The 25,582-nt window shown below is 72.8% G+C and carries 22 protein-coding genes; 7 read left to right on the top strand and 15 right to left on the bottom strand.

Going from position 1 to position 25,582, the window contains the following annotated elements; translation table 11 throughout:
- Positions 1-142: 142 nt before the first annotated feature.
- A complete protein-coding gene (locus F4556_RS39020; protein WP_184913268.1) occupies positions 143-2,593 on the top strand; it encodes a DUF1565 domain-containing protein in 2,451 nt (816 codons plus the stop codon).
- 88 nt (positions 2,594-2,681) lie between these two features.
- Here the strand turns inward: F4556_RS39020 and F4556_RS09180 are convergent, their stop codons facing one another.
- From F4556_RS09180 to F4556_RS09205, 6 genes are all read right to left on the bottom strand, one after another.
- Positions 2,682-2,825, bottom strand: coding sequence for a hypothetical protein (locus F4556_RS09180; protein WP_184913269.1), 144 nt, complete (start codon positions 2,823-2,825; stop codon positions 2,682-2,684).
- A 53-nt stretch (positions 2,826-2,878) separates the two neighbouring features.
- Positions 2,879-3,232 (bottom strand): DUF6247 family protein, encoded by a 354-nt coding sequence (locus tag F4556_RS09185; RefSeq protein ID WP_184913270.1) that lies wholly within the window; start codon positions 3,230-3,232, stop codon positions 2,879-2,881.
- A 99-nt stretch (positions 3,233-3,331) separates the two neighbouring features.
- Positions 3,332-4,396, bottom strand: a complete 1,065-nt coding sequence (locus F4556_RS09190; protein WP_184913272.1) for a caspase family protein — start codon at positions 4,394-4,396, stop codon at positions 3,332-3,334.
- Entirely contained in the window at positions 4,393-4,746 is a 354-nt protein-coding gene (locus F4556_RS09195; protein WP_184913274.1) for an effector-associated constant component EACC1, read from the bottom strand. Before F4556_RS09195 ends, F4556_RS09190 begins: the two co-directional genes overlap by 4 nt.
- A gap of 13 nt (positions 4,747-4,759) precedes the next feature.
- The gene (locus tag F4556_RS09200; RefSeq protein ID WP_184913275.1) at positions 4,760-5,890 is read right to left on the bottom strand and encodes a hypothetical protein; all 1,131 of its coding nucleotides are present in this window, start codon (positions 5,888-5,890) and stop codon (positions 4,760-4,762) included.
- A gap of 2 nt (positions 5,891-5,892) precedes the next feature.
- Complete coding sequence (locus F4556_RS09205) at positions 5,893-6,918, bottom strand: hypothetical protein (RefSeq protein ID WP_184913277.1); 1,026 nt, start codon at positions 6,916-6,918, stop codon at positions 5,893-5,895.
- 215 nt (positions 6,919-7,133) lie between these two features.
- On the opposite strand from F4556_RS09205, the gene F4556_RS09210 reads away from it, so the two are divergent.
- Both F4556_RS09210 and F4556_RS09215 read left to right on the top strand, forming a co-directional pair.
- Positions 7,134-7,934, top strand: coding sequence for a cupin domain-containing protein (locus F4556_RS09210; protein WP_184913279.1), 801 nt, complete (start codon positions 7,134-7,136; stop codon positions 7,932-7,934).
- Positions 7,931-8,314 carry a cupin domain-containing protein gene (locus F4556_RS09215; protein WP_184913280.1) on the top strand — a complete coding sequence of 128 codons (384 nt, stop codon included), beginning with the start codon at positions 7,931-7,933 and terminating at the stop codon, positions 8,312-8,314. Before F4556_RS09210 ends, F4556_RS09215 begins: the two co-directional genes overlap by 4 nt.
- A gap of 77 nt (positions 8,315-8,391) precedes the next feature.
- Here the strand turns inward: F4556_RS09215 and F4556_RS09220 are convergent, their stop codons facing one another.
- From F4556_RS09220 to F4556_RS09230, 3 genes are all read right to left on the bottom strand, one after another.
- The gene (locus tag F4556_RS09220) at positions 8,392-9,069 is read right to left on the bottom strand and encodes a phosphonatase-like hydrolase (protein WP_184913282.1); all 678 of its coding nucleotides are present in this window, start codon (positions 9,067-9,069) and stop codon (positions 8,392-8,394) included.
- A gap of 13 nt (positions 9,070-9,082) precedes the next feature.
- The gene (locus F4556_RS09225; RefSeq protein ID WP_184913284.1) at positions 9,083-10,204 is read right to left on the bottom strand and encodes a TIGR03364 family FAD-dependent oxidoreductase; all 1,122 of its coding nucleotides are present in this window, start codon (positions 10,202-10,204) and stop codon (positions 9,083-9,085) included.
- Between the two features lie 105 nt (positions 10,205-10,309).
- Complete coding sequence (locus F4556_RS09230; protein ID WP_313068220.1) at positions 10,310-10,939, bottom strand: phosphatase PAP2 family protein; 630 nt, start codon at positions 10,937-10,939, stop codon at positions 10,310-10,312.
- Positions 10,940-11,133: 194 nt separating this feature from the next.
- Here F4556_RS09230 and F4556_RS09235 point away from each other — a divergent pair, with 194 nt between their 5' ends.
- The gene (locus tag F4556_RS09235; RefSeq protein ID WP_246510988.1) at positions 11,134-12,501 is read left to right on the top strand and encodes a helix-turn-helix domain-containing protein; all 1,368 of its coding nucleotides are present in this window, start codon (positions 11,134-11,136) and stop codon (positions 12,499-12,501) included.
- Positions 12,502-12,508: 7 nt separating this feature from the next.
- Here F4556_RS09235 and F4556_RS09240 read toward each other — a convergent pair whose 3' ends face one another.
- The gene (locus F4556_RS09240; protein WP_184913290.1) at positions 12,509-13,009 is read right to left on the bottom strand and encodes an SsgA family sporulation/cell division regulator; all 501 of its coding nucleotides are present in this window, start codon (positions 13,007-13,009) and stop codon (positions 12,509-12,511) included.
- A gap of 170 nt (positions 13,010-13,179) precedes the next feature.
- On the opposite strand from F4556_RS09240, the gene F4556_RS09245 reads away from it, so the two are divergent.
- Complete coding sequence (locus F4556_RS09245; RefSeq protein WP_184913292.1) at positions 13,180-14,223, top strand: hypothetical protein; 1,044 nt, start codon at positions 13,180-13,182, stop codon at positions 14,221-14,223.
- Positions 14,224-14,274: 51 nt separating this feature from the next.
- On the opposite strand, the gene pepN is transcribed toward F4556_RS09245, so the two are convergent.
- Positions 14,275-16,764 carry an aminopeptidase N gene (pepN, locus tag F4556_RS09250; RefSeq protein WP_184913294.1) on the bottom strand — a complete coding sequence of 830 codons (2,490 nt, stop codon included), beginning with the start codon at positions 16,762-16,764 and terminating at the stop codon, positions 14,275-14,277.
- Between the two features lie 163 nt (positions 16,765-16,927).
- Here pepN and F4556_RS09255 point away from each other — a divergent pair, with 163 nt between their 5' ends.
- A complete protein-coding gene (locus F4556_RS09255; RefSeq protein WP_184924437.1) occupies positions 16,928-18,115 on the top strand; it encodes a TerD family protein in 1,188 nt (395 codons plus the stop codon).
- Positions 18,116-18,173: 58 nt separating this feature from the next.
- Here F4556_RS09255 and F4556_RS09260 read toward each other — a convergent pair whose 3' ends face one another.
- Positions 18,174-19,103, bottom strand: coding sequence for a proline dehydrogenase family protein (locus tag F4556_RS09260; RefSeq protein ID WP_184913296.1), 930 nt, complete (start codon positions 19,101-19,103; stop codon positions 18,174-18,176).
- 89 nt (positions 19,104-19,192) lie between these two features.
- Positions 19,193-20,821, bottom strand: coding sequence for an L-glutamate gamma-semialdehyde dehydrogenase (pruA, locus tag F4556_RS09265; protein WP_184913298.1), 1,629 nt, complete (start codon positions 20,819-20,821; stop codon positions 19,193-19,195).
- A 209-nt stretch (positions 20,822-21,030) separates the two neighbouring features.
- Between pruA and F4556_RS09270 the strand changes: the two genes are divergently transcribed.
- On the top strand, positions 21,031-22,641 hold the full coding sequence (locus F4556_RS09270) for a PucR family transcriptional regulator (RefSeq protein WP_313068221.1): 1,611 nt from the start codon (positions 21,031-21,033) through the stop codon (positions 22,639-22,641).
- Between the two features lie 57 nt (positions 22,642-22,698).
- Here the strand turns inward: F4556_RS09270 and F4556_RS09275 are convergent, their stop codons facing one another.
- Both F4556_RS09275 and F4556_RS09280 read right to left on the bottom strand, forming a co-directional pair.
- Entirely contained in the window at positions 22,699-24,180 is a 1,482-nt protein-coding gene (locus tag F4556_RS09275; protein WP_184913300.1) for an alkaline phosphatase PhoX, read from the bottom strand.
- Between the two features lie 208 nt (positions 24,181-24,388).
- Positions 24,389-25,582, bottom strand: coding sequence for a hypothetical protein (locus F4556_RS09280; RefSeq protein ID WP_184913301.1), 1,194 nt, complete (start codon positions 25,580-25,582; stop codon positions 24,389-24,391).

The raw sequence follows: 25,582 nt of genomic DNA on the forward strand, positions 1-25,582 counted from the left end.
CCACCGTGATCGACTCTGGGGGCGTTCCTAAAACACGGGGGTTCAGGTGCGAATAGTCCGTATTGCCATAGGCATTGCGGTCCTGGGGGCGAGTTTGATGCTGCCTGCCGTCGCGCGTGCCACCTCCGGGGCGGAGCTCTTCGTGGACGGCTCCCGTGTGTCCTGTTCCGACTCCGGCCCCGGTAGCGAGACCGCTCCGTTCTGCTCGGTCCAGCGGGCGGTGGACCTGGCCGGTCCGGGACAGACCGTCAGTGTGGCAGCCGGTACGTACCGGGAGTCGGTTCGGGTCACCCGCTCGGGTACTGCCGAGGCGCCGATCACGATCCGCTTGAAGGACGAAGGCGAGCTGGACGTCCGGTACCGTCCCTACTTCGGCGTGGACGGTCTGACGGTGTCGGGGGTGTCGCACGTGGTCATCCGTGGCGTGTCCGCCTCCGGTGGCAACGCCGTCGTCTCCGACGCCCACAACGTGACGTTGGAACGCTCCGCCTTCGACACCCCGGATTCGGGGACCGCCCTCCGGATCACCGACGGCTCCAGCAGGGTCGTCCTGGCCCGGGACACGATCGCCGCTCGGGTCTTCGCTGCTGGTCTGGTCGTGGAGCAGGGATCCACCGAAACGGTCCTGACCACCAGTGTGCTGTCGACCTCCGTGATCGGCCGGACATCTCCGCCGGTGCCGCCGCTCGTTGCGGTGAACGGCGCCCCGGGCACCGTGATCACCGGAAACACGCTCCACGCCGACTGCGGCATCGTGATCGGGCTCGATGCCGGTTCGACGGGCAGTTCGGTGCGGAACAACGTGATCGCCACCGTGATGAAGGGGAGCACCTGTGGCGGATCGCAGGGGGTGCGGGTCTCGGCCGACTCGACGGAGCGGACCGTCAGCGACTACAACCTCTTCGACGTCGGCGAAGGCAGCCCGTACATCTGGGCCGGCACCGCGTACGCCTCGCTGGACACGTTCCGCACGGCCACCGGCCAGGGCTCTCACGACCTGACCGGCTCGGCGACGACCTCCTACGACGAGTGCCGCCAGCACGATGTGCCCGACGCCGGCTCTGGCACGGTGGACTCCGCGGATGCCGCCGTGCCGGGTCAGCTCGCCCTCGACTTCTACGGCCGGGAGCGTTCCGACGACCCCGCCGTGCCCAACCGGGGCACCGGGGTCGGCTATCACGACCGCGGCGCGGTCGAGCGCACCGACTGCATGAAATTGCACGTGAACGGCACGTGGAAGGGCTCGCGCGCCGTGGCCCTCGACGGCCAGCTGCTCCACTCCTGGACCGGACCCACCACCGTGACCGTCGACTGGGGGGACGGCAGCTCGGCCCAACTCCCCGTCGGCCAATCGCCCTTCACCCTGGTCCTCGACCACAGTTACGTCCGGCTGGGCACCTACCAGGTCACCGTGACGGCCCTGAGCTCCACCGCCTCGGCCTCCACCACCGTCACCGCCTACACCAGCGGCAACGGCTACACCCCCGTCCCGCCGACCCGGGTGCTCGACACCAGGACCGACCCGGACCCCGACGCCGGCGGCCGAACGGGCCCGATCCCCGCCCGGGCAACCAGGGCCGTGAAGGTACCGGACAGCATCCCCGCCGACGTGACCGCCCTGGTCCTGAACGTCACGGCGGTCAACCCGAAGGAGCCAGGCTTCCTGACGGTCTACCGTTGGGCGCTGCCCGAGACCTCGTCACTGAATTTCGAGGCCGGTGAGGTGGTGGCCAACCTGGTGACCGTCGACACCAGGAGTGCCCTGATCTACAACGGCTCGGCCGGCACCACCGACGTCGTGGTCGACATCGCGGGCTACTACCGGCAGTCCGGCTCGCCCGGGTACGGATACACGCCGCTCTCCCCGGTCCGGCTGCTGGACACCCGCCCCGAGTCCCCGACCGGAACAGCCCGGACGGTGCCGGCGAACGGCCAACTCACCATTGCTGTCGCGGGCACGGCCGGTCTCCCCGCTCAAGGCGTCGAGGCAGTGACCCTGAACGTCACCGCCGTCAACGCCAAGGCATCCGGGCACGTCACCGTCCACCCGGGCGGCACCCCGCGTCCCAACGCCTCGAACCTCAACTTCGCCAGCGGCCGGATCGTCCCCAACGCCGTCATCGTCAAGACTGGCGGGGACGGGACCGTGACCCTCTACAACGGCTCGTCCGCCCCAGTCGACCTGCTGGTCGACCTCCAGGGCTACTACACCGCCTCTGGTGGTCTCGCTTTCGTCCCCACACTGCCGAAGCGGCTCACCGACACCCGGGAAACCGGAGGCGGCGGCAGCATCAGCCCCCTCACCACCAGGCCGGTAGACGTCCACGACCTGGGCATAATGCATGAAGGCTGGTTCCCGGCCCGGGCGGTGGTCCTGAACACGACCGTGGTCACACCCACCGCACCCGGCTATCTCACCGTCTTCCCCGACGACACCGGCCGACCGACGGCCTCGAACCTCAACTTCACCGCCGGCCGGACCGTAGCCAACCTCACCACCTCCAAGATCTCCGCCGACGGCCACGTGTCCTTCTTCAATGGCTCGGGCGGCTACACCCACCTGCTCGTCGACCGGGTCGGCTTCTTCTACTGAGCCACCCCGTTCACGTACTTCCGACAGCCGGGCGCACTCCTGCCCGGTGCTCTTGTCCACCACCAGGTGAACGCCGCCTGAGGCGGCTCTAGAAGTCGAGGCAGGTGATCTGGAGAACGTAGACCCGTTCCTTGCGGATGATGATCGTGTAGCTGAACATGCCGCCCGGAACGCGCATGTCGGCGGACTTCGGGTTGGGGCCCTGCCAGGCGGTGCCGTCCAGGTACTGCACTTCGGCTGCCCGAACGATCTCTTCCTTGCTGGTCCAGTACTCCTACGACCAACTCACCCCTGCACCGCCGCCCGCGCCTCGCGGAGGGTGGTGGTGATGAGCGTCATGTGCTCGCGGAATCTCGCGTCGTCGTCCTCGATCTGCACCAGGTACTCGGCGCGGTGGAACTCCCGCGCGCGTTCGGGGTGACGCTCGATCTCCACGACGGTCGCCCACTGGATCAGGAATGCCTTCACCGGGGTGATGCTGTCCTCCCGGCTGGCCTCGGCGAACGCCTTGTTGAGGTCTGCCTGCATCTCGTCAAGGCGGTCCGGTGCCACGACGGCCAGGGCCGCACGGAGAGCGTCCGGGGTCTCCTCGGGCCGGGGAATCAGCTCCCCATCATGCTGCTGTGGCGCTGTACTCACGGGCGCCTCCTAGGGTGCCCGGCCAGCGTAGGCCAAGCCGGCCTCGAGCACCGGGGAGACGAGGCTGATGTCCCCGTCTGGATGAACAAGGCCCCGGTGTCAGGCTCGGTGCTCCGCGAGCGAAGCCAGGATCACCGCGAGCACCGGGGAGCCGGCAGGGAGGGCGGCAAGGGCTTCCACAGCGAGGGGTTCCAGCAGGGCCAGGGCGGCGGCAGGGCCCTCGGTGGCGCCGACCGCCCGGGCGTGGGCGTTGCGGAGTTGCAGGGTGAGCGGGTGGGCCGGGCCCAGGGATGCGGCCGCGTCGGTGGCGATGGTGTGCAGCAGCCGGGTGGCCTGGGGCTGGTGCCAGGGCTGGCGGTGGTGCCGGACGGCGAACTGGCGGTAGGCGAAGGCGGCTCTGGCCCGCAGGCCCGGCTCGGTGCGGGCGGTGCCGTGGGCCCGGTTGCGGGCCAAGGCGAGGCTGCCGCTGGCGTCGATGGTGCGCTGCAGCGGGATCGGGGCCTGATAGGTGCGGGGCAGCGGGGAGGGCAACTGAGCCAGGGTGATCGCCAGTTGATGGTGCAGCAGGTCGAGGGTGAGGTGGTCGGCGGCGTCCGGCACCCCGTCCGCGAACAGCCGCAGCAGCTCCTCGGCGAAGCGGGTGAGTCCGAGCTCCTGGTTGAGCAGCGCCTTGCGGCCCCGGTCCACGGCGGTGAACAGGTGCAGGTCCGCGGCGGCCGGCTCGTCCAGGGCCCGGCCCGCGAAGCAGCAGTCCAGCACCGCCACCCGGTGCGCGGCCCGTCGGCCCATCGCAGCGAACGCGGCGTCGGCGGACAGCGCGGTCCGGCCCACCTGGTCGGGGGCGTCGGCGGTGCCGGGCAGCGCGAAGTGCAGCCGCCCGGCACCGCCGGTCACACCGTGGCCCGCGTAGTAGACGAGCAGCGTGCCGTCGGCCCGGCCGGCCGCCCAGGCGATCCGGTCGAGCACCTCCCGGGTGCTCTGCGGATCGAAGACCCGGAGCACCCGATCGGGTGCGAACACCCCGTCGGGGCCGCCGAGATGATCGGCCAGCAGCTCGGCCGAACGGACCGCCTCCGGCATCGCGGGCAGCTCCGCGTACGCCCCGACCGCGATCAGCACCGCCCAGGAGGAGGACCGGTCGGGCAGCAGTGGCCAGGAGCTCACTCCGCCAGGAACTCCGCGACCTGGTCGAGCAGTTCGGCACTGTCCCGGGTGGAGTCGGCGGAGATCCGCAGCTCGGTGCCGTCCGGGCGGCGCAGCTCCAGCGAGACGCCGCTCTTCCGCAGCCGGGCCTCCAGCCAGACGCAGAACGGGCCGATCACCAGCGGGCCGAGCTCGGCCGCGTACTGGACCGCGTCGGCGATGCCGCCCTGCTCGCCCGGCCGGGGCGGGCGGATCCGACCGGTGGTCAGGCCGCGCAGCTCGCCGTCCTGGTCGAGGTGCTGCTGAAGGGCTTCGGCGTCCTCCCGGACGTCGTCGTCGGTGCCGTCGAAGGCGATGGTGAACTGGGGCACAGCTGAGGGCCTTTCAGATCAGGGGTGGGAGAGCGGTCGGCGCGGCGACCGGGGCGGACGGGGGCACGGCGGCGGGAGCCGGCCGGTCGAACAGCCGGACGGCGCGCCCGGTGAACTCGTACGGGAGCCGGAACGCGGCCGCCGCCTCGTGCCGGTCGACCAGCCCGGACAGCTCCTGCTCGACGTCGCCCCAGTCGCCCTGGTCCACCGGCGGACGGTGCGTAAGGGGCAGCGGATCCAGCGCGAGGGTGGTGAAGTTGTGCCAGGCCAGGCCACGTTCGGACGGCTCCGGAGCGAGCACCGCCCCACCGACCTGGTCGGCGGCCAGCTGGGCCAGCCCGGGCGGCAGCGGACCGGCGGCTGCCAGGGTGATCCGCAGCCGGTAGACCGGGCCGAGGTAGCGGCGGATCGCGTCGTCGAAGAAGTCGCGGCCCGCCTCGGCCGCCGGATCGCCCCGGCGGGCGCCCTGCCAGAGCGGGTTCCCGTCCACCGGGGCGGCCAGCCGGGCGTAGAGCTCGGCGAACTGGTGGAACAACAGCCCGGCCTCGGGCAGCAGTTGGACCGGTTCCAGGGCGACCGAGAGGGCGGTGGGCACCGGCTGCCTGGCCAGCTCGGTCCAGAGCAGCTCCCAGGATCGGCCGCTCGGGGCGAGCGGCGCGGCGGTGGCGGCCTGCCGGCGGGGCGAACTCGCCCGGGCGATGGGCCGGACGTCGATCCGCTTGCGGATCTCCCGCAGGTCCACCGTGGCGGGCAGGCTGCCGTCCGCCGTCAGCGCGTTCAACTCGACTGCCACATCGGCCGGTTCGGCGATCACATGGGCGGGCAGGCCGCAGATCGCGGCCCGGGCGGCGGCGACCGCCGCGGCCGGGGTCGGCGCGTCCGCCCGGGCCAGCAGGGCGACCCGGAGCGGGCCGCCCGTACCGCCGGTGCAGCGCAGTTCGAACCGGCCGCCGGGGCGGCAGAGCCCGGACAGCCAGGCCAGTTCGGCGGCCTCGGCCTCGGCCCGGCGGTGCTCCTCGCCGAGCGCCAGGTAGCCCCGGTGCTCGGCCAGGCCCGGGGCCGGAGCGATCCGCAGGGCGAGCCGGGCGGTGTGCCCGCCGGCGCCGTCGGCGCCGACCAGGACACCGGGCTCCCGCTGATCCACCGTCACCCCTGGCCGGTCGGGCCACCGGACCACTGGCCGGGCGGCGCCACCGGCGGGGCGGGCGGCGTGACCGGGCCCAGCGACGGAGCAGGCGGCACGGGAGGAGCAACGGGACCCACCGGCGCAGCGGGCGGCTGGTAGCCGGGGAACGTCCCGGTACCACCCGAAACCGGCACCGTCGCACCCGCCTGCTTGACCAGCGGGATCCGCCCGTCCGGGAAGCCCGCGCTGAGCGGCACCTGACGGCCCTCGATCGCCACCACCAGGCCCTCCCGGCAGGCGGCGTGCACGGCCTCGCGCATGGCGCGGACCTGCTCGGTCCTGGCCATCGCCCACTGCAGGTCGGCCTTGCCGGTGAAGCCGCCGATGATGTCGCGGAAGTACTGGCCGATCAGCCGGCTGGACCGGCGCGAGCGCCACATCTGCCAGCCCAGGTAGAGGCCGTTGCCGTAGGTGAAGACCGCGACGTGCGCGGTGCAGTCGCCCTGGCTCAGCACCAGCCGCTTGACCAGGTCACGGCCGCCGGGGCCGGCCGCCGTCCACTCGTCCTGGGTGGCCAGCGGGTAGCCGCGCTGCAGCACCACCATCCGGATCTGCGCGTACGCCGAGTCGCTGTCGGCCCGCTCGTGCAGCAGCACCCGCCACTCGGCGATCGGTTCGATCACCCGCTGGAACAGCAGCACCAGCAGGAAGGCGATCCAGGAGGCGGGGACGGCGGCCATCAGCAGGAAGACCCCGAAACCGCTGCCGCCCTCACTCTCGCCGTACCGGCTGCCGTAGCTGCTGACGGCGGACTCGAACTCGCCCCCGGCCATAGCGATCAGCAGGCCCGTCACCAGGAGGGTCACCGCGACCACGGTGCCGATGATGAAGGCCGGCGCCAGCAGGCCGAGCAGGGTGCGCAGGGCGACCCGGTCGTCCAGCGCCGTCTCGACCGGCGCGTGCCGCAGCGTCTTGTCCAGGTACGCGCCGTTCATCTCGCTGCTGTCCCACCCGGGTACGGGCTGCGGCGTGCCGGTTCTGATCATGCAAGTCCCCCTGGCTGATCATCAATTGTCTTTGGCGGTGGACATGTTCGCACATGGACGAGCCGCTGTCAGACGAAGTCCGGCCGCCGATCGGGACCGGTTGGTGACGCCTGCCCCAGGCATCCGGGACCACGGGCTCCGCACGATGGGTGGCAGAACGACACCCGCCCGAGCACGCCCGCCCGAGCACCCGAGGATCCGAGGAGGAGAGCGGCATGCGGCCGACCCCCACCATCACGGCAGTCGAGTACGCCGACGAGCTGATCGTCGCGGCGCCCGGCGGCGCCTCCGACGTGTACGCGATGCACGGCGGCCTGGCCGTCGCGCGCTGGAAGTGCCTGGCCCGCAGGCTCGGCCTGGAGGGCAGCTGGGAGGCGATCGAGATCTCCACCCTGCCGCCCGGCGCCGAGTGCGGTGTGCACCACCACAGCCGGACCGAGGAGCTGTACTTCGTGGTCTCCGGCCAGGGGGAGCTGCTGCTGAACGGCACGCTGCACCCGGTCGGGCCCGGCACCCTGATCACCAACCCGGTCGGGACCCGGCACCGGCTGAACAACCCGGGCACCGAGGACCTCGACTGGATCGTCATCGAAGTCATCAGCCCGCCCGTCGCCGCGACGCTGACGGGCGATCCGAGTCACTCCGGAAGGCACCTCATGAGCACCGCCACCGTCATCGACCTCGAAGCACACGGCCCGGCCGACCTCACCACGCTGCTGAGCGGCCCGCTCCGCGAGGCCCGGCTGGTCACGCTGGGCCCGGGCGAGCAGGAGACCTTCCGGTCGGACGACCGCGAGCACACCCTGTTCGTCCTGAACGGCACCGGCAAGGCCGTGACCGGGAAGACCGAGGTGGTCCTGGCCCCGGGCACCGGCGTCACCCTGCCGCTCGGCAGCCAGGTCACCCTGCGGGCCGACGGACTGCCGCTGCGGTTCTTCACCGCCAGCCTTGGCGTGCCGAACGCCAAGGACGGCCGCCGGCTGGACACCGGCTCGACCGACGGGAGCGCGGCATGATCATCTCGCGGACGGGACAGGCCCCGCTCACCCTGCGCGACAGCGCCGTACACGGCACCGGGCAGTCGCTGGCCCGGCGCGGCTTCTTCCACAGCGAGACGGAGGCGGTGGACCACCTGGTGCTGACCCCCGGCAGCCGGATCGACGCCCGCGGGCGGGCCGGCACCGAGGAGGTCTGGTTCGTGGTCAGCGGCGGCGGCCGGCTGGTCACCCCCGACGGCCGCACCCTGCCGCTGCGCCGGAACGCGCTGGCGGTGTGCCCGCTGGACAGCGGCGCGGTGCTGCACGCCGGTCCGCACGGTCTGAGCGCCGTACTGATCGCGGTGGTGCCGCCGCAGCTGACCGACGCGATGCCGATCAGGTTCCCGGCCGGCGGCTGACCCGTCATCAGCTGACCCGCCATCGGAAACAGCAAGGTCCGGCCCGGGGCTCCCACCGCCCCGGGCCGGACCGGCCGTCAGCCCGCGAGCAGCAGCGCGGGCAGCTCCGCGATCGAGCCGAGCACATGGGTGGCACCGTCCGCGAGCAGCCGCTCCCGGTCGTGCGCCCCGGTCAGCACGCCGGCCACCACCGAGGCGCCGGACCGGACGCCGGTGAGCATGTCGTAGCCGGTGTCGCCGACCACCGCGAGCTCGCGGACCGAGTCGGTGCCGGTGCGCAGCAGCGCGGTCAGCGCCAGGTCCGGGTACGGGCGGCCGCGGCCCGCCTCGGCCGGACAGAGCGTCAGATCGGCCACCGACTGCCAGCCGAGCGCGTCCAGGATCCGGTCCTGGGTGGCCCGGGAGAAGCCGGTGGTGAGCACCACCTTGCGACCGGAGGCGCGCAGTTCGGCGATCGCCTCGGCCGCGCCGGGCAGCGCCGCGCAGTGGCCCTCGTCGACCAGCCGGTGGTAGGCGGCCTCGAAGTCCAGGTTGGCCTGCTGGGCATTCTCCTCCGCGCCGAACAGGTGGCGGAAGACCGAGATCTTCGACTCGCCCATGGTGGCCCGGACGTGCGCCAGCATCCGCTGGTGCTCGGGGCTGCCCGCCTCGACGCCCTGCCCGTCGGCGGCGGCCTGGAAGGCCCGCTCGACCAGACCGTCGTCGGCCACGGTGGTTCCGGCCATGTCGAGCACGACCAGAGAGATGTCAGTCATTGCAGAACTACCCTTACAGGTTGGCGAGTTGGGCGGTGGTCTCGGCGATCGCGGGCGAGCAGGTCATCCCGCGCCCACCGGGCCCGGTGACCAGCCAGACGCCGCTGCGCAGCTGCTCGCGGTGCACCACCCGGGTGGTGTCGACGCACTGCGCGTACACCCCGGCCCAGCGGTGCCTGATCCGGGGCAGCGGGCGGCCGAGCAACTCCTCGGCCACGGCGGCCAGGTGCTCGTACGGCTCCTCGACCACGTCGAAGTTGAACGGCTGGTCGTACTCGTGGGTGTCACCGATGGTCAGGCCGCCGTCCTGGCGCTGGACCATCAGCAGCTGCATCTTGTGCTCGTCCGCCACCGGGCCCTGCGGCTGGGCGGCGCGCAGCTCCTCCAGCGCGGGGCCGGCGAACGCGGGGTAGTAGCGGAAGCTGTCGCCGTCGGCCACCGAGGTGGGCAGCGGCTCGCCCAGCGGGTCGGTCTGCATCATCTGCAACCGGACCTTGCGGACCGGCAGTTCGGGGGCCAGCTCGCGGATCAGGCCGCCGAGCCAGGCGCCGGTGCAGAGGATCACCAGGTCGCCCTGGTGGGTCTGGCCGTGGTCGTCCCGGACGGCGTTCTCGCCGACCACCTCGCGGACCTCCCGCCCGGGCAGGAAGGTGTACCGGCCGGTGGCCTCCAGCGCGGCGCGCAGCGCGGGCTGGGCGATCCGGGGCTCGACGGCGGCGTCCCGGTCGCAGTGCAGCGCGCCGAGCAGCTTGCCGCGCAGGGCCGGGTTGGCCGCCCGGGTCTGCTCGGCGTCCAGCAGCCGGTAGCCCCGAGCCTCGGCGTCGTCCCGCCGCAACGCCTGTTCGGCCACCGCGAGTTCGGCCTCGGTACGGACCACGGTGAGCGAGCCGTTGCCCCGGAAGTGCAGCCCGGGCACCTTGGCGCCGATGCCCTCCCAGAGCTCGCGGGCCCGGAGCGCGACCGCCAGCTCCTCCCCCGCGGCCCGGCCGCTGACCCAGACCAGGCCGAAGTTGCGCACCGAGGCGCCGCGCGCCTCGCTCTCGCGCTCCAGGTGGACGACTTCGTGGCCGCGCTCGACGGCCTGCCAGGCGTGCATGGTGCCCAGCACGCCCGCTCCTACGACGATGACTCTCATGGCGGCCAGACTGGAGCGTCCAGGTGTCCTACGGACGTCCGACCGGCGGCGCGGAGATTAACCGCCCCTCAAGAGTTGTACAGACAACATCGAGCCGACGGCCCGTCAGTGCGCCCGCCCCGCCACCGCTGGGCCAGTACCCAGGAACGGGCCGAGCGGGCCGCTGCGGGCCCGGTCCACCAGCGGGGCGGCCCGGCCCGCCGCCAGGGCGAGCGGGATCGCCACCAGGATGCCGACCAGCGCGCCGGCCAGGACGTCGTGCGGGTAGTGCACCCCGACCCAGACCCGGGAGGCGGCCATCAGCAGCGCGGCCACCCCGCACACCCAGCCGAGCGTCCGCCAGGCGAACCAGAGCCCGGTCGCGGTGGCGAAGGCGATCACCGAGTGGTTGCTCGGGAAGGACCAGTCCCCCGGCGGCGGGCAGGACTCCAGCGTGACGCTGCCGGCGATCTGCCGACAGGGCCGCACCTCCTCCACCAGGCTCTTCAGCGCCACGTTCACCAGGTAGGCGGCGACCACGATCAACGGCGTCGCCAGCACCCGGGCCATCACCACCGGCCCGGCAGCCCTGGCCCGCCACCAGCCGTAGAGCATGAAGAGCGCGAACACCACCAGACCGACGTCCGACCAGACCTCGACCAGCCGGTCGAACCAGTGCGGGGCGTCCTGCGCCCAGCCGGTCACCGTGGTGTAGAGGCCGCCGTCGATCCCGCTGCCGTCGTAGGCGAGGGGCACGGAGCTGAACGTCGCTTGAACAAAAGGGATCACGGGGACAACTACTATCAGACACTCCGTAATATCCCGGTATGCGGCCAGAGCCTGACAGATCGTCTCCATACCGAACGGTCGAAAGATTTGCCAAGCCCCCCATTCGGAGCGCCGACGGTCGTAACCTGTCTCGGGACACCACGGGACGGGGAGGCACCGGTTTGCTGGAGAGTCATCGCGCGGTCCCGCAGCCTCGCCGGACCCCGGAGGCCCTCGACCTGGCCCGACTGCACGACCGGACGATGTCGGGGGACCCCGACATCCCCGAGCCCAGGCCGGAGATCGGGGACTCCTGGGAGCGGCTGCGCCGGCTCGGGCTCGACCCGGAGCGGGGCCGCAACGCCTACCGGCTGAGCCTGGCCGAGGTCGAACACCGCCGCCGGGAGACCCACCTCTCGGAGATCCTCCCGGTGCTCCGCTCCACCCTGCTGCTCCCCACCACGGGGATCCCGCTGATCCTGGCGATCAGCGACGGCGAGGGGCACGTGCTCTGGCACGAGGGCGAACGCCCGCTGCTGCGCACCGCCGACGGCATCGGCTTCGAGACCGGCGCCCGCTGGGTCGAGGACGAGGTGGGCACCAACGGCATCGGCATGGCCCTGCGGGTCCGCCGCCCGATGCAGGTGCACTCCGCCGAGCACTACCTGCGCAGCCACCACGACTGGACCTGCGTGGCCGCCCCGATCCACGACCCGCGCACCGGGCAGCTGCTCGGCGCGGTCAACCTCAGCGGCCCGGCCCGCACCATGGCGCCCTACCTGCTGCCGCTCGCCGCCACCGCCGCCCGGCTGGCCGAGGCCGAGCTGAAGGCCCGTCAGCTGGAGGCGCTGCACCGGCTGCGCACGGTGGCCACCCCGCTGCTGGCCCGGGTCGAACAGCCCGCCATGGTGGTGGACAGCGCGGGCTGGACGGCCGCCACGATCGGCCTGCCGCCGGTCCCCCGGCTCCGGCTGCCCGCCGAGGGGCTCGGCTCCTCGCCCACGCTCTGGCTGCCCACCTTCGGCGAGTGCGCGGTCGAACCGCTGGCCGACGGCTGGCTGATCCGCCCGCTCGGCGGCGGCACCGGGGCGGACGGGCTCGCCGAGCAGACCGAGGGCGCCAGAATCACCCTGGATCTGCGCCGGGGCACCCGGCCCGAGCTCGGCGTCCGCGGCGCGGTGGGCAGTTGGTCGCACGCGCTCAGCCCCCGGCACGCCGAACTCGTCCTGCTGCTCGCGGTGCACCGGGACGGGCTGAGCGCGGCCCAGCTCGCCGAGGCACTGTTCGGCGACAAGGCCAGGACGGTCACCGTCCGGGCCGAGATATCCCGGCTGCGGCGCTACCTGGGCGGGCTGCTGGACCACCGCCCGTACCGGCTCAGCCGGTCCGCCGAGGTCTCGGTGCTGCCTCCGGACGACCCGTACGACCTGCTGCCGACCTCCTCCGCCCCGGCCGTCCGGGAACTGCGGGCCGATCTGCTGCGCGGGGCGCTCCGGCTGCCGGGGGCGGGGTGCCTGGGCTCCTGGCCCGGCCGCTCCGCGGACGGCTGAGGGGCCCTCAGCCCTCGCTGAGCAGCGCGGCGAGCTGGTCGTCGGTCGGCCCGGCGGCCGCCTCGTCCTCGGCCGAGACGCAGGCGTAGGTGCGGTCCAGCCAGTCCTTCACCCTCGGCTTGGACGCCTCCAACAGGGCCTGGCCGTGCGGCGATTCGAGCGCCAGGTGCAGGGTCGAGCCGTGGCAGGGGCAGTACGCGGGCCAGAGCTTGACGTCGCCCTGGCCGCTCAGGCTCTGCAGGCCGTCCCGGAGCAGATCACGGGAGAACACCCAGTCCGCCTCGTCCGAGCGGCCCAGGTGGAAGGTGAGCAGCACCTCGTAAGGCCGGTCCGGGTCGTACCTGAACCGGGTGCGCACCTCGCCCACCGAGTCCTCGTCGAGTGCGATCCGCAGCATCAGGATCTCCTCCACCGGCCCGGGTTCGATGTCGGGTCGGACCGCCTCGTCGCCCGTGGGGGTGGCGGCGAACGGCGGGTTCGAGGCGGCTGACAGTGGGTCGCGCGGCATGACGATCTCTCCGAGGCGGCTGGGGTTCAGCCCAGCCTGCTGCAGTGCGCCCTCCCCTGCAACGGTTGCAAAGAGGTTGCAACGCCCTCTCAACAGCCCATGCAGCACTGGGAGCTGACGGAACAGAAGTGTCATCAAGCTGTTTCGCACCGGGCCTGGCGGACCGTCAGGTGACCGCTGGTAGTCTCTCCAGCACTCTGCCCGCTGCCCGGGCGGTGTCATGTCCGGACGGCGAGGAGGGGGGCGAGTTGACGCTCCGCGAGGAGAGCGGGACGGTGCGGTTCGCCGAGCCCGACGAACGGCAGGCCAGGCACGGTCGGCCGAAGCCGGTCGGGGCCCGCTTCCGGCTGCCCGGTTTCCGGTTCTCCGGCGCCGCGATGGCGATGTCCACCGTGGTCGGCATCAGCGTGGCCACCACCTGGCTGGTCAGCCAGCAGCAGAACGTCGGGCGCCCGCCCGGGGTCACCAACGTCGGCGCCAGCCCGCCGGCGCCGAGCCCCGACGCCGTCCCGCAGCCGGTCGCGAGCGGCTCGCCCGTCCCGAGTGCGACGGCGACCACGCCCGACACGCACTCCCGGACCACCCCGCCCCCGGCCCGCCCGGTCACCGCCGGGCCGACGCCGTCCCGGAGCCCCGCACCGACCTCGTCGGCCGCCGGGGCCGACGCCTCGCCGACGGTCTCCCCGAGCCCGTCCGGGTCCGGGTCGGCCGCGCCGTCCACCACTCCGGTCCTCGGCCCCACCCCGCCGCCGCTCGCCGCCGCGCCGCCCCCCGGTGGCAGCCCGACCCCCAGGCCACTCGAGGTGCTGACCGGACGGGCCGAACGGCGGCCGCTCGGCCTCACCGGCACCCGGCACACCCTGGAGCTGACGGTGACCGCACCGGTCACCGCACTGCAGGTCGAGTTCCGGCTCGACCGGCCGGCCGCGCTGCCCGGCACCCTGCCCTGGAGCAATCTGCCGGGCACGGTGGTGACGGTCCTTCAGGAGCGCGGCACGGTGATCTACCGCTTCACCCTCGCCGCCGGACTGGACGTCGAGCCCGGCGCGTACGTCTTCGCCGTGCACGGCACGACCTCGCCGACCGACCCGCCCGTCTCGCCCACCCCGCTCGCCCCGCGGCAGGGCCGGTCCCCCGAGGAGACCTGGACCGCCTCGGCGTTCGGCCTGCTGGACGAGCCGCGCGCGGTGGCCGTCCGCGGCGCCTTCGACTGACGCGGTAGCCCCCGCGATGGCCCGGGTCACCCCCGGGCCACCGCGTACGGCTCAGCCCCGGATCCGGGCGGCCCTGGCCAGGTCGTCCAGCTGGTCGGCCAGCACCCGGCGCAGCACCGGGCTCAACTCACCGTCCGCCAGCGTGCGTTCGGCCAGCGCGACGGTCTCCGGAGTGGAGCAGGAGGCCGGGAAGAGGCTGCCGGCCAGCGAGCGGGCGATGATGTCGCCACGCTTCCCGGCCGACGGGATCTCCGCGAAGTACCGCTCCACGTAGGCGCTCTGCAACTGCTCGGAGCCCGACTGCCAGAAGCCCTGGGCCGTCGCGTTCAGCTGCGCGTTGGAGAGCCCGCTCGCCGGGTCGAAGAGCAGCGCCCAGGCGCGCGCCTTCTCCTCGGCGCCGGACAGCGCGGCCCGGGCCCGGGCCGCGCCCTCGGCCGCGGTGAGGCCGGGGTCGGCGGCCAGCTCGACCGCGATCCGCTCCTCGCCGATCACGCCGTGCACCGCCAGCCGGAGCAGCGCGGCCCAGCGCAGCGAGGCGCTCAGCTCCGCCCCGGACACCCCGTCGGCCAGCCAGTGCTCCAGCTCGGCGAGCTGCTCCGGGCCGGTCGCGTTCTCGATCGCGGACTTCAGCGCGGCCAGCCGCAGCCCCTGGTCGGCCTCCGGACGGGCCATCAACTTCCGTGCCACAGCCGCGAGTCGGGCCTCGGCGGCCGGACGCTCGGCCGGCGCCAGGCAGGGCAGCAGGCGGAGCCGGGAGTAGGTCAGCACCGCCTCCACGATGGCGTCCACCGGCTCGCCCGGCAGGTGCGCGGCGACCAGGTCCAGGTAGGCGGCGGGCGGCAGTTCGCCGTCCCGGGTGAGGTCCCGGGCGTGCTCCCAGAGCACCGCGCGGGTCAGCGGGTCCTCGATCCGCGAGAGCGAGGAGGCGACGGTCCGCCAGGAGGCCTCGTCCAGCCGGATCTTGGCCCAGCTGAGGTCACCGAAGTTGGGCAGCAGCAGGGCCGGGCGCGGTGCGCCGGCCAGCTGCGGCAGGGCGGCCGGACGGCCCGGCTCGACCTCCACCGCGAAGGACTCGCGCAGCACCGGCCGCCCGTCGCCGTCCAGGTCGAAGACGCCCAGCCCGACCAGGTGCGGACGGCTGCCGTCCGGCACCAGCTCGGCCGAGGCGATCTTCTCGCCGTCCTCCTCGTACGAGACCGCCAGCCGCAGGGTGTCCACGCCGCTGGTGCGCAGCCAGCTCTCCGCCCAGCCGTGCACGTCCCGGCCGCTGCTCTGCGCCAACACCTCGAGGAACTCCGAGAGTTCGGCGTTGCCGAAGCGGTGCCGGGCGAAGTGCTCGTTGATGCCCGCGAAGAACGCCTCGTCGCCCAGCCAGGCGACCAGCTGGCGCAGCGCGGCGGCGCCCTTGGCGTAGGAGATGCCGTCGAAGTTGCTCATCGCCTCGGCGACGCTCTCCAGCCCGTTCGCGGCGATCGGGTGGGTGCTGGCGCGCTGGTCGGCGTCGTAGCCCCAGCCCTTGCGCTTGACCGCGAAGCCGCTCCAGGAGTTGGTGAAGCGGGTGGCCTCGGCCGCCACCCGGAAGCCCAGGTACTCGGCGAACGACTCGTTCAGCCAGATGTCGTCCCACCAGCGCAGGGTGACCAGGTCACCGAACCACATGTGGGCCATCTCGTGCGCCACCACCATGGCCCGGCCGGCCCGCTCGGCCTCGGTCGGCGCGGAGTGGAAGAGCATCTCCTCGGCGAACACCACGCAGCCCGGGTTCTCCATCGCGCCCCAGTTGAACTCGGGCACGAAAGCCTGGTCGTAGCGGCCGAACGGGTAACGCTCGTCGAAGAGTTCGTGCAGCCGGTCGAAGGACTGCCGGGTCACCTCGAACAGCTCCGCGGCCTCCCGGTCCAGGTCGGCGGCGAGCGCCCGGCGGCCGTGCAGGCCGAGCGGGATGCCGTCGTGCTCGGCGTACACCGAGTGCAGCGGGCCCGCCACCACGGTGAACAGGTAGGTGGAGATCGGCAGCGTCGGCTCGAACTCCCAGCGCCCCTCGGCGACCTGCTTGCCCGCGCCGTTGGCGAGCACCTTCCAGTCGGCCGGGGCGGTGGCCGCGATGGTGAGCGGCGCCTTGAGGTCGGGCTGGTCGAAGCAGGGGAAGACCAGCGGGGCCAGGTCGGGGCCGCAGGTCGCGTACAGGTAGACCGCGCCGTCGGCGGGGTCCACATAGCGGTGCAGGCCCTCGCCGGTGCTGGAGTAGTTCTGGTCGGTCTCCAGCAGCAGCTCGTTCTCGGCCAGCAGGCCGGTCAGCGGCAGCCGGTTGCCGTCCAGCGCGGCCGGGTCGAGCTCGGTGCCGTTCAGCACGGCCCGGTGCAGGAGCTGCGGGCGGAGGTCGAGGAAGGTCTCGGCACCGGCCTCGGCGCTGCCGAACCGGATCACGGTGGTGCAGCCGAACACCGTCTCGCCCCGGGTCAGGTCGAGGTCGATGGTGTAGCCGTGCACCTGGAGGAGTCGGGCACGGGTGCGTGCCTCGGTACGTTGAAGAGCTGGCATCCCTGCATGCTTCCCCAGCTCGGCACCCCGTTCAAGACCATTCCGCTCAGAGCGGCACGGCCCTCGGCCTGATCCGGCGCGAATTGTCGGACAGGCCCTAGGCTCGGGGGCAGGCACACCGGCCAGTTGAGCGCGTATCAGGAGGAGCACAGTGACGACGGTCCTGACTCAGGGCGGCAACGCACCGTTGACCGCGGCCCGGGTGACGGTCGAGGTGACCGCGCCCAAGGCGCTGGACGTCTCGGGGCTGCTGCTCACCGAGTCCGGCAAGGTCCGCTCGGACGCCGACTTCGTCTTCTTCAACGCGCCGAACGGCCCCGGGGTGACGCACCGTCCGGCCTCCGGCGGGGCGCCTGACGCGATCACCGTGGACACCGGCGCGGTCCCGGCCGGGATCGACAAGATCGTGGTGACGGCCAGTCTGGACGACGCGGGGGCCACCTTCGCGGGCACCGAGCCGACCGCCACCCTGCGGGACGCCGACACCGGCGCCGTGCTGCTCACCTTCACCCCGCCCCGGCTGACCCGGGAGACCGCCCTGGTGGTGGTCGAGGTCTACCGCAGGGCCGGGGCCTGGAAGGTCCGCGCGGTCGGCCAGGGGTACGCCAACGGGCTGGCCGGGATCGCCACCGACTTCGGCGTCTCGGTGGACGACTCCCCCGCGCCGCCGCCGATGCCGACCGCCGCCCCGGCCGCTGCCGCGCCCGCCGCCCCGGCCGCCGCCGGCACGCCCCCGAAGCCGGTCACCCCGCCCGCCGTCCCGGCCTCGCTCACCAAGGTCACCCTGGACAAGGGCCGGATCAGCCTGACCAAGGGCGGCTCGGTCTCGCTGGAGAAGAACGGCAAGCCCTTCCTCGCCGCGGTCCGGATGGGCCTGGGCTGGGAGCCGGCCGCGGGCGGCCGCAGCGTCGACCTGGACGCCTCCTGCATCGCCTTCGACGCCCAGCGGAACAAGATCGAGACCGCCTGGTTCATGAAGCTCTCGATCTTCAACGGCGCGATCGCCCACTCCGGCGACAACCTCACCGGCGAGGGCGCGGGCGACGACGAGTCGATCACCGTCCACCTGGAGGGCCTGCCGCCCGAGGTCTGCGGCCTGGTCTTCGTGGTCAACTCCTTCTCCGGCCAGAAGTTCACCGCCGTCAAGAACGCCTACTGCCGCCTGCTGGACGCCGGTTCGGGCCAGGAGCTGGTCCGCTTCGACCTCACCTCCTCCGAGCCGCAGACCGGCGTGGTGATGTGCAAGCTGGTCCGCCAGTACTCCGGCGAATGGGTGATGACCGCCATCGGCGAGTACGTCAGCGCCAAGACCGCCCGCGCCATGGTCAAGCCGGCCGGCGCGATGCTCTGACGGAACGCCGAAGGGGCCGGAGGCGATCGCCGCCTCCGGCCCCTTCGCTGTCGCACCGTCAGCCGCGGGTGGCCATCGCGCGCAGGAAGAAGGTCAGGTTGGCCGGGCGCTCGGCCAGCCGGCGCATGAAGTAGCCGTACCACTCCTGGCCGTACGGGAGGTAGACCCGCATGGTGTTGCCGGCCTCGGCGAGGCGCAGCTGCTCCTCGGGGCGGATGCCGAACAGCATCTGGTACTCGAAGCTGTCCCGGCCCCGGCCCTGCCACTCGGCCAGCTGGCCGGCGATCTTGATCATGTTCGGGTCGTGCGAGGCCACCATCGGGTAACCCTCGCCGTTCATCAGGACCTTGAGGGCCCGGACGTACGCCAGGTCGACGTCGCGCTTGCCCTGGAAGGCGACCGACTCGGGCTCCTTGTAGGCGCCCTTGCAGATCCGCACCCGGGACCCGGCACCGGCCAGGTCGCGGCAGTCCGCCTCGGTGCGGCGCAGGTACGCCTGGAGCACCACGCCGAGCCACGGGAAGTCGGCGCGCAGCTCGCGGGCGATCGACAGGGTGGAGTCGGTGGTGGTGTGGTCCTCCATGTCCAGGGTGACCGTGGTGCCCGCGTCGGCGGCCGCGGCGCAGATCCGCCGGGCGTTCTCCAGCGCGATCTTCTCGCCGTCCACCGGCAGGAACTGACCGACCGCCGAGAGCTTGACCGAGACCTCGGCGTCGGTGGCCAGGCCGGTGTCCTTGAGCGCGGCGAGCAGGTGCTCGTACGCCTCGGCGGTGCCGGCCGCCTGCTCGGCGTCCTTGGTGTCCTCGCCCAGGTGATCGAGCGTCACCTTGCGGCCGGTGGCGATCAGTTCGTCGGTCGCGGAGACCGCCTGGTCGAGCTGCTCACCGGCGACGAAGCGCTCGACTATCGCGTGGGTGGGCGGGAACTTCTCGACGACCGTACGCACCTGCGGGGAGCGGGAGGCGGCGAGGAGGGCGGAACGGAGCATCGGTACTCCTGGCGATGTTTCAGCAGGGGAGAGAGGGGGCGGGGCGGCGGCGAGGGTGTTGCCGCCGCCCCTGGGCACAACGGGCTCGGTCAGCCCATGTGCGGGTAGCGGTAGTCCGTCGGCGGGACGAACGTCTCCTTGATGGAGCGGGTGGAGGTCCAGCGCATCAGGTTCTGCTTGGCGCCGGCCTTGTCGTTGGTGCCGGAGGCCCGGGCACCGCCGAAGGGCTGCTGGCCGACCACGGCGCCGGTCGGCTTGTCGTTGATGTAGAAGTTGCCCGCCGCGTTGCGGAGCTTCAGCATCGCGTGCTGGACGGCCTCGCGGTCCTGGGCGATGATCGCGCCGGTCAGCGCGTAGCTGGAGACCGACTCCATCTGGGCCAGCATGGTGTCGTACTCGTCGTCCTGGTAGACGAGGACCGAGAGGATCGGGCCGAAGTACTCGTCCTTGAAGTACTCCGAGGCCGGGTCCGAACAGACCAGCACGGTCGGCCGGACGAAGTAGCCGACCGAGTCGTCGTACGTGCCGCCGGCCAGCACCTCGACGGCCGGGTCGGCCTGGGCGCGGTCGATCGCGGCCTTGTTCTTGGCGAACGAGCGGTCGTCGATGACGGCGCTCATGAAGTTCGACAGGTCGGTGACGTCACCCATGGTCAGGCCGTCCACCTCGTCCCGGAAGTCGTCCTTGATCTCGGCCCAGAGCGAGGCCGGGACGTAGGCGCGGGAGAGCGCCGAGCACTTCTGGCCCTGGAACTCGAAGGCGCCGCGGGTCATCGCGGTCTTCAGCACGGCCTTGTCGGCGGACGGGTGGGCGACCAGGAAGTCCTTGCCGCCGGTCTCGCCGACGATCCGCGGGTAGCTGCGGTAGTTGGCGATGTTCGCGCCGACCTCGCGCCACAGGTGCTGGAAGGTCGCGGTGGAGCCGGTGAAGTGGATGCCCGCCAGCTCGGGGCGCTTGAGCGCGACCTCGGAGACGTCCTTGCCGTCACCGGTGACCATGTTGATGACGCCCTTGGGCAGACCGGCGGCCTCCAGCAGCTGCATCAGCAGGTGCGCGGAGAACTGCTGGGTCGGGGAGGGCTTCCACAGCACCACGTTGCCCATCAGGGCCGGGGCGGTGGGCAGGTTCAGCGCGATGGCGGTGAAGTTGAAGGGCGTGATCGCGTAGACGAAGCCCTCCAGCGCACGGTGGTCGCTGCGGTTCCAGACGCCCTCGGAGGAGATCGGCTGCTCGGCGATGATCTGCCGGGCGAAGTGCACGTTGAAGCGCAGGAAGTCGACCAGCTCGCAGGGGGTGTCGATCTCCGCCTGCTGCGCGGTCTTGGACTGGCCGAGCATGGTGGCGGCGGCCAGCGTCTCGCGCCAGGGGCCGGCCAGCAGGTCGGCGGCCTTCAGGAAGATCGCGGCGCGGGAGTCGAAGGAGAGCGCCTGCCAGGCCGGGGCGGCGGCCAGGGCAGTGTCGATGGCCTCGCGCGCGTCGTCCTGGGTGGCGTTGCGCAGCGTGCCGAGCCGAGCCGCGTGGTTGTGCGGCTGGACGACGTGGAACTCGGAGCCGCCGCCCATGCGGCGCTCCCCGTTGATCGTCATGGTCAGCTGGACCGGCTCCTGGCCGCCCAGCTCCTTCAGCTTCGCCTCCAGCCGGGCCCGTTCGGGGCTCCCGGGGGCGTAGCTGTGGACCGGCTCGTTCACCGGCGCGGGGACCTGGGTCACAGCATCCATGGCGCGCGCACTCCTTCTCGTCACGGGAGGCCGGTGAGGGTCGCACACCGGCCATGAAGGAACGCTAGCCCGGCCGCCCCGGGCAGCAGATTGGCCGGGCGGCCAAAGTCATCCGTTCGGAGTTGTCGGACCGGATGAAGAGCTGTCCGGAACGCGACTAAAGTCGGTTCCGTGCCGAACGAGAGCAGCGAATCCGCGAGGGCAGACCGGTGACCGCCCCCGGGCTGCCGCTGCGTCAGCTGCTGATGGCGCTGGGCGAGCCGCTGGTCGAGCTGCAGGCGGCGCCGGCCGGTCTGGACGTGCCGGTGCGGGACGTGGCGATCCTCGACCCGGAGGACCCGGCCACCGCGCGGCCCGGGGAGCTGGTGCTGGCGATCGGCGCGCGCGGCCGGGCCGCACTGCCCGCACTGCGGGCGGCCGGGCGGGCGAAGGCCGCCGCCGTGGCGGTGAAGCTGGACGCCCCCGGGCAGGCCGACGCGCTGCGCGAGGCGGCCACCGAGGCGGGCGTGGCGCTGCTGAGCGTGCGCCGCGAGACCCGCTGGGAGCACCTGGACTCGCTGGCCCGGGCGATCATCGCCGGACCGGACGCCCCGGAGACCGCCGAGCACAACACCGGCGACCTGTTCTCGCTGGCCCAGACGGTGGCCGCGTTGACCGGCGGGATCGTCAGCATCGAGGACACCTCCAGCCGGGTGCTGGCGTACTCGCGCTCCTCGGACAGCGACGAGGTGGACGACCTCCGGCGGCTCTCCATCCTGGGCTGGCAGGGGCCCGAGCCGTACCTGTCCAAGCTCCGCGAGTGGGGCATCTTCCAGCACCTGCGCAGCTCCGACGCGGTGATCAAGATCGACCCGCACCCCGAGCTCGGCATCCGGCGCCGGCTGGCGATCGGCATCCGGGCCGGGGCACAGCCGCTGGGCACCATCTGGGTCCAGGAGGGCGCCCGGCCGCTGGCCCCGCTGGCGGACCAGGCGCTGGTCGGTGCGGCCCGGGTGGCGGCTGCCCAACTGGTGCGCAGACGCCGGGAGTTGTCGGCCGACGTCCGGCTCACCCAGACCCTGCTGACCGGCCTGCTTGAGGGCTCCACCGGTCCGCAGTCGCTGGCCACCCACCTCGGCCTGGAGCTCCGCCGCCCGGCCACCGTGCTGGCGTACGCGGCGAGTTCACCCTCCGAGGGGTCCGACCTGGAGCTCACCCGGGCCGAGGTGACCGGCCTGATCTCGGTGCACACCGCCGCCCGGCACCGCTCCGCCCTGCTCGCCCCGATCGAGTCCCGGGTGTACGTGCTGCTGCCCGAACTCCCCGCCGGGCTGCCGATGGCCACCGTCCGGGACTGGGCACAGGAGGTGGTGGTGGCGGCCCGCGAGCACCTCGGGGTGCGGCTGCGGGCAGCGATCGGCTCGACCGTGGACGGGCTGGCGGCGGTGCCGGAATCCCGGGCGCAGGCCGACCGGATCCTGGACGCGATGGGACGCGGCGGGGTGGCCACCGAGGTCGCCGCGCTGATCGACGTGCAGGCCGAGGTGCTGGTGAGCGAGGTGCTGGCACTGCTCCAGGAGCGCGGCGGCCTGCGCGACCCCCGGCTCACCGCGCTGAGCGAGTACGACCTGCGGCACGGCACCCGGCTGGCAGAGTCGGTGCTCGCCTGGCTGGACGCGCTCGGCGAGGTCCGGGTGGCGGCCGACGCCCTGCACATCCACCCCAACACCTTGCGCTACCGGGTGCGCCGGGCCGAGCAGCTGACCGGCATCGACCTGGCCCAGCCGCAGCAGCGGCTGCTGGCGATGCTTCAGCTCAGACTCCCCGCCGAAGGGCCCTAGCAACGACGGCTGCCCGCCGACCCGGAGGGGCCGACGGGCAGCCGGGGTGACGCTCGGTCAGTCGTTGTAGCCGTGGCCGCTGCGGTGGCGCAGGCGCCACCACGGGCCGGTGATGGCCACCATGATGCCCGGCTCCTGGATGTTGGCGAACAGCGTGTGGCCGTCCTCGGAGAAGGTCACGCCGGTGAACTCGCTGAACTCGGGCTTCTCGGCGGTGCCGATGTTCAGGTCGTTGCGGGCGATCGGGTAGGTGCGGCCGTCCTCGGTGGTGCCGAAGAGGTGCTGCACGCCCTCGCCGTCCTCGGCGATCACCAGGCCGCCGTACGGCGAGACGGTGATGTTGTCCGGGCCGTCGAAGTTGCCGTGGTCGCCGGCCACGTCGGTGTTGACGCCGAGCAGCACCTTGAGGGTGATGGTGCGTCGGTTCGGGTCGTAGAACCAGACCTGGCCGTCGTGCTGCACCGGGCTCTCGGTGCGGGCGAAGCTGGCGACGAAGTAGAAGCCGCCGTCACCCCACCACATGCCCTCCAGCTTGCGGGAGCGGGTGACCTCGCCGTCCTTGAACTGCTTGCGGACGGAGACCGTCTTGGCGTCGCGGTCCGGGACGTTGACCCAGTCGACGCCGTACGTGGTGCCGATCTTGACGGCCCGGGAGAGGTCGTCGACGAAGGTGCCGTGCGAGTCGAAGACCTTGAAGGCCTCCAGCTTGCCCGCGTCGTCGGCCAGGGTGCGCAGCTTGCCCTTGCCGTGCTTGAAGCCGGCCGGCGGGGTCCAGCGGTAGAGCAGGCCGTTCGGGCCGGCGGCGTCCTCGGTGAGGTAGGCGTGACCGCGCCGCGGGTCGATCACCACGGCCTCGTGCGGGTAGCGGCCGAAGGCCTTGACCGGCTTCGGGTCGCGGTTGGCCTCCTGGTCGTACGGGTCGACCTCGAAGATGTAGCCGTGGTCCTTGGTGAAGCCGTACTTGCCGGCCTTGTCCTCGGTCTCCTCGCCGCTCAGCCAGGTGCCCCAAGGAGTCGCGCCACCGGCGCAGTTGGTCGCGGTGCCGGCGATGCCGACCCACTCCCTGACCTCCTTGCCGTTCTTGCGGACCTCGACCACGGTGCAGCCGCCGGCCGCGCCCGGGTCGTAGACGTGACCCTCCAGCAGCGGAACGGGGTGCGGCCAGTCGGCGCGCGCGCCACGCAGCTCGTGGTTGTTCACCAGCAGGGTGCCGCCGCGCGGTCCCTGGAAGGCCGCGGTGCCGTCGTGGTTGCTGGGGGTGCTCTCACCGGTGACCAGCTTGGTCTTCCCGGTGTAGGTGATGACCTGGTACTTGAAGCCGCGGGGCAGCGCGAGGATGCCGTCCGGGTCCGGGAGCAGCTCGCCGTAACCGGTGGCGCAGCGGGCGGCCTCGGCGGACTCGGCGGCGGGGGCCTCGCCGCCGGACGGCGCGGCGATGGCACCGGGGGCGGTGGCCAGCACCTCGGCGCTGCCGGCGATCAGGACGCCGGCCCCGATGGCGGTGGAACGGTTGACGAAGTCCCGGCGGGACAGCGACATGTGTAACTCCTGGGAGGTGGGGCCGCTGTCCGGACGGTCCCGGCCGACGGCGCACTCGGTGACGGCGGGGTGGGCCGCCGCCGACCTGCAGACTCCGCGCCCGCGGTGAACCCAAGGTGAACCCGACACCGCTACCGGGTGGTGATTTGCGGACCGTATCCGAACAAGCGGACGGAGCACCGTCAGATCGGATACGGTCCGTCAGCACTCACGCCTGACCGTCCGTCAGCGCTCGACCCGCTCCACCCGCCACTGCTCCCAGGCGGTCAACCAGGCCTCCTCGGTCACCGGCGCGCTGCCGGGAGTTCCGCGGTGCGCCGCCCAACCAGAGGCGCTCCCAAGCCCGTTGGGCCGGGAGACTGGGCACCTCGCTGGCGAACGCGGTGAACCGGATGACCTCCTCGACGGCGGCCTGGCCCTCCGGCGTGCCGATCGCCCAGTCGGTGTTCTGGGCCAGCCTGGTCAGGTGGTTGACCATCGCGGTGACCGCCTCGCCCGCCTCGTCCCTGGTCTCCGAAGCCAGCCGCATCTGCTGCCGGACGGCCGCCTCCCAGCGCACCGCGCCGGCCTCGCCGCGCAGCCGCCGGGGCAGCCTCGGCACCCGCCGGGCCCGGGCCTGCGCGGCCAGCGCCACCGCCTCGTGCACCGCGTGCTCGACCACCGCCCGGTGCGCCTCGAGACCGGCCACCGGCGGGAGTTCGCGCTCCTCCAGGATGGCCCGCTGGGCCTGCTGGCGGGCCAGCTTGCGCATCAGGTCGGTGCGGCCGAGCACGTACTTCTCGAAGTCCTCGATCCGGCGCAGCTCGACCCCGCCCGGCGGGACACCGCGCCCGGTCACCTGGACGGTCACGCCGTCCACCCGCAGCCGGCCCGCCCAGACCGGGGCCGGGGTCTCGCCCTCGGGGCGGCGGTCCTCGTGGATCTGCACCGCCCGGGGCTCGCCCTCGACCGTGATCCACTCCCGCAAGGCCCGGACCGCGCCGGGGCCGTCGCCCTCGTCGATCTCCAACTGCTCGTAGACCCGATCGCGTTCGTCCTCGACCACGTCCTCCAGTTCCGGCAACGGCTGCTGCTCGGCGCCGGGGCGGTAGGTACGGACCGTCACATAGGGGCCCTCGGCGGAACTCCAGTCGCCCGAGCGGACCTCGACCCAGCCCAGCCGGCCGTTCCGCACCTCGTACTCGGCGAGCGCGTCGCTGTCCTCCGGCGGATCGGGGACCGGCAGGGGCGCACTCCCGCCGCCGCGCGCCGGGTCGGCCCGGTGCAGTCCCGTACCGCGCTCCGAACGGTCGACCCCGTAGACCGGGAAGTCCGCGTCCGCGAGCACCCGACGGCTGTGCTCCTCGTGGTCGGCGTAGTAGTCCTCGGGCTCCTGGGGCCTGGTCGCGTTCTGCCTCGTCAT

It is taken from the genome of Kitasatospora gansuensis (assembly GCF_014203705.1).
Lineage (GTDB): Bacteria > Actinomycetota > Actinomycetes > Streptomycetales > Streptomycetaceae > Kitasatospora > Kitasatospora gansuensis.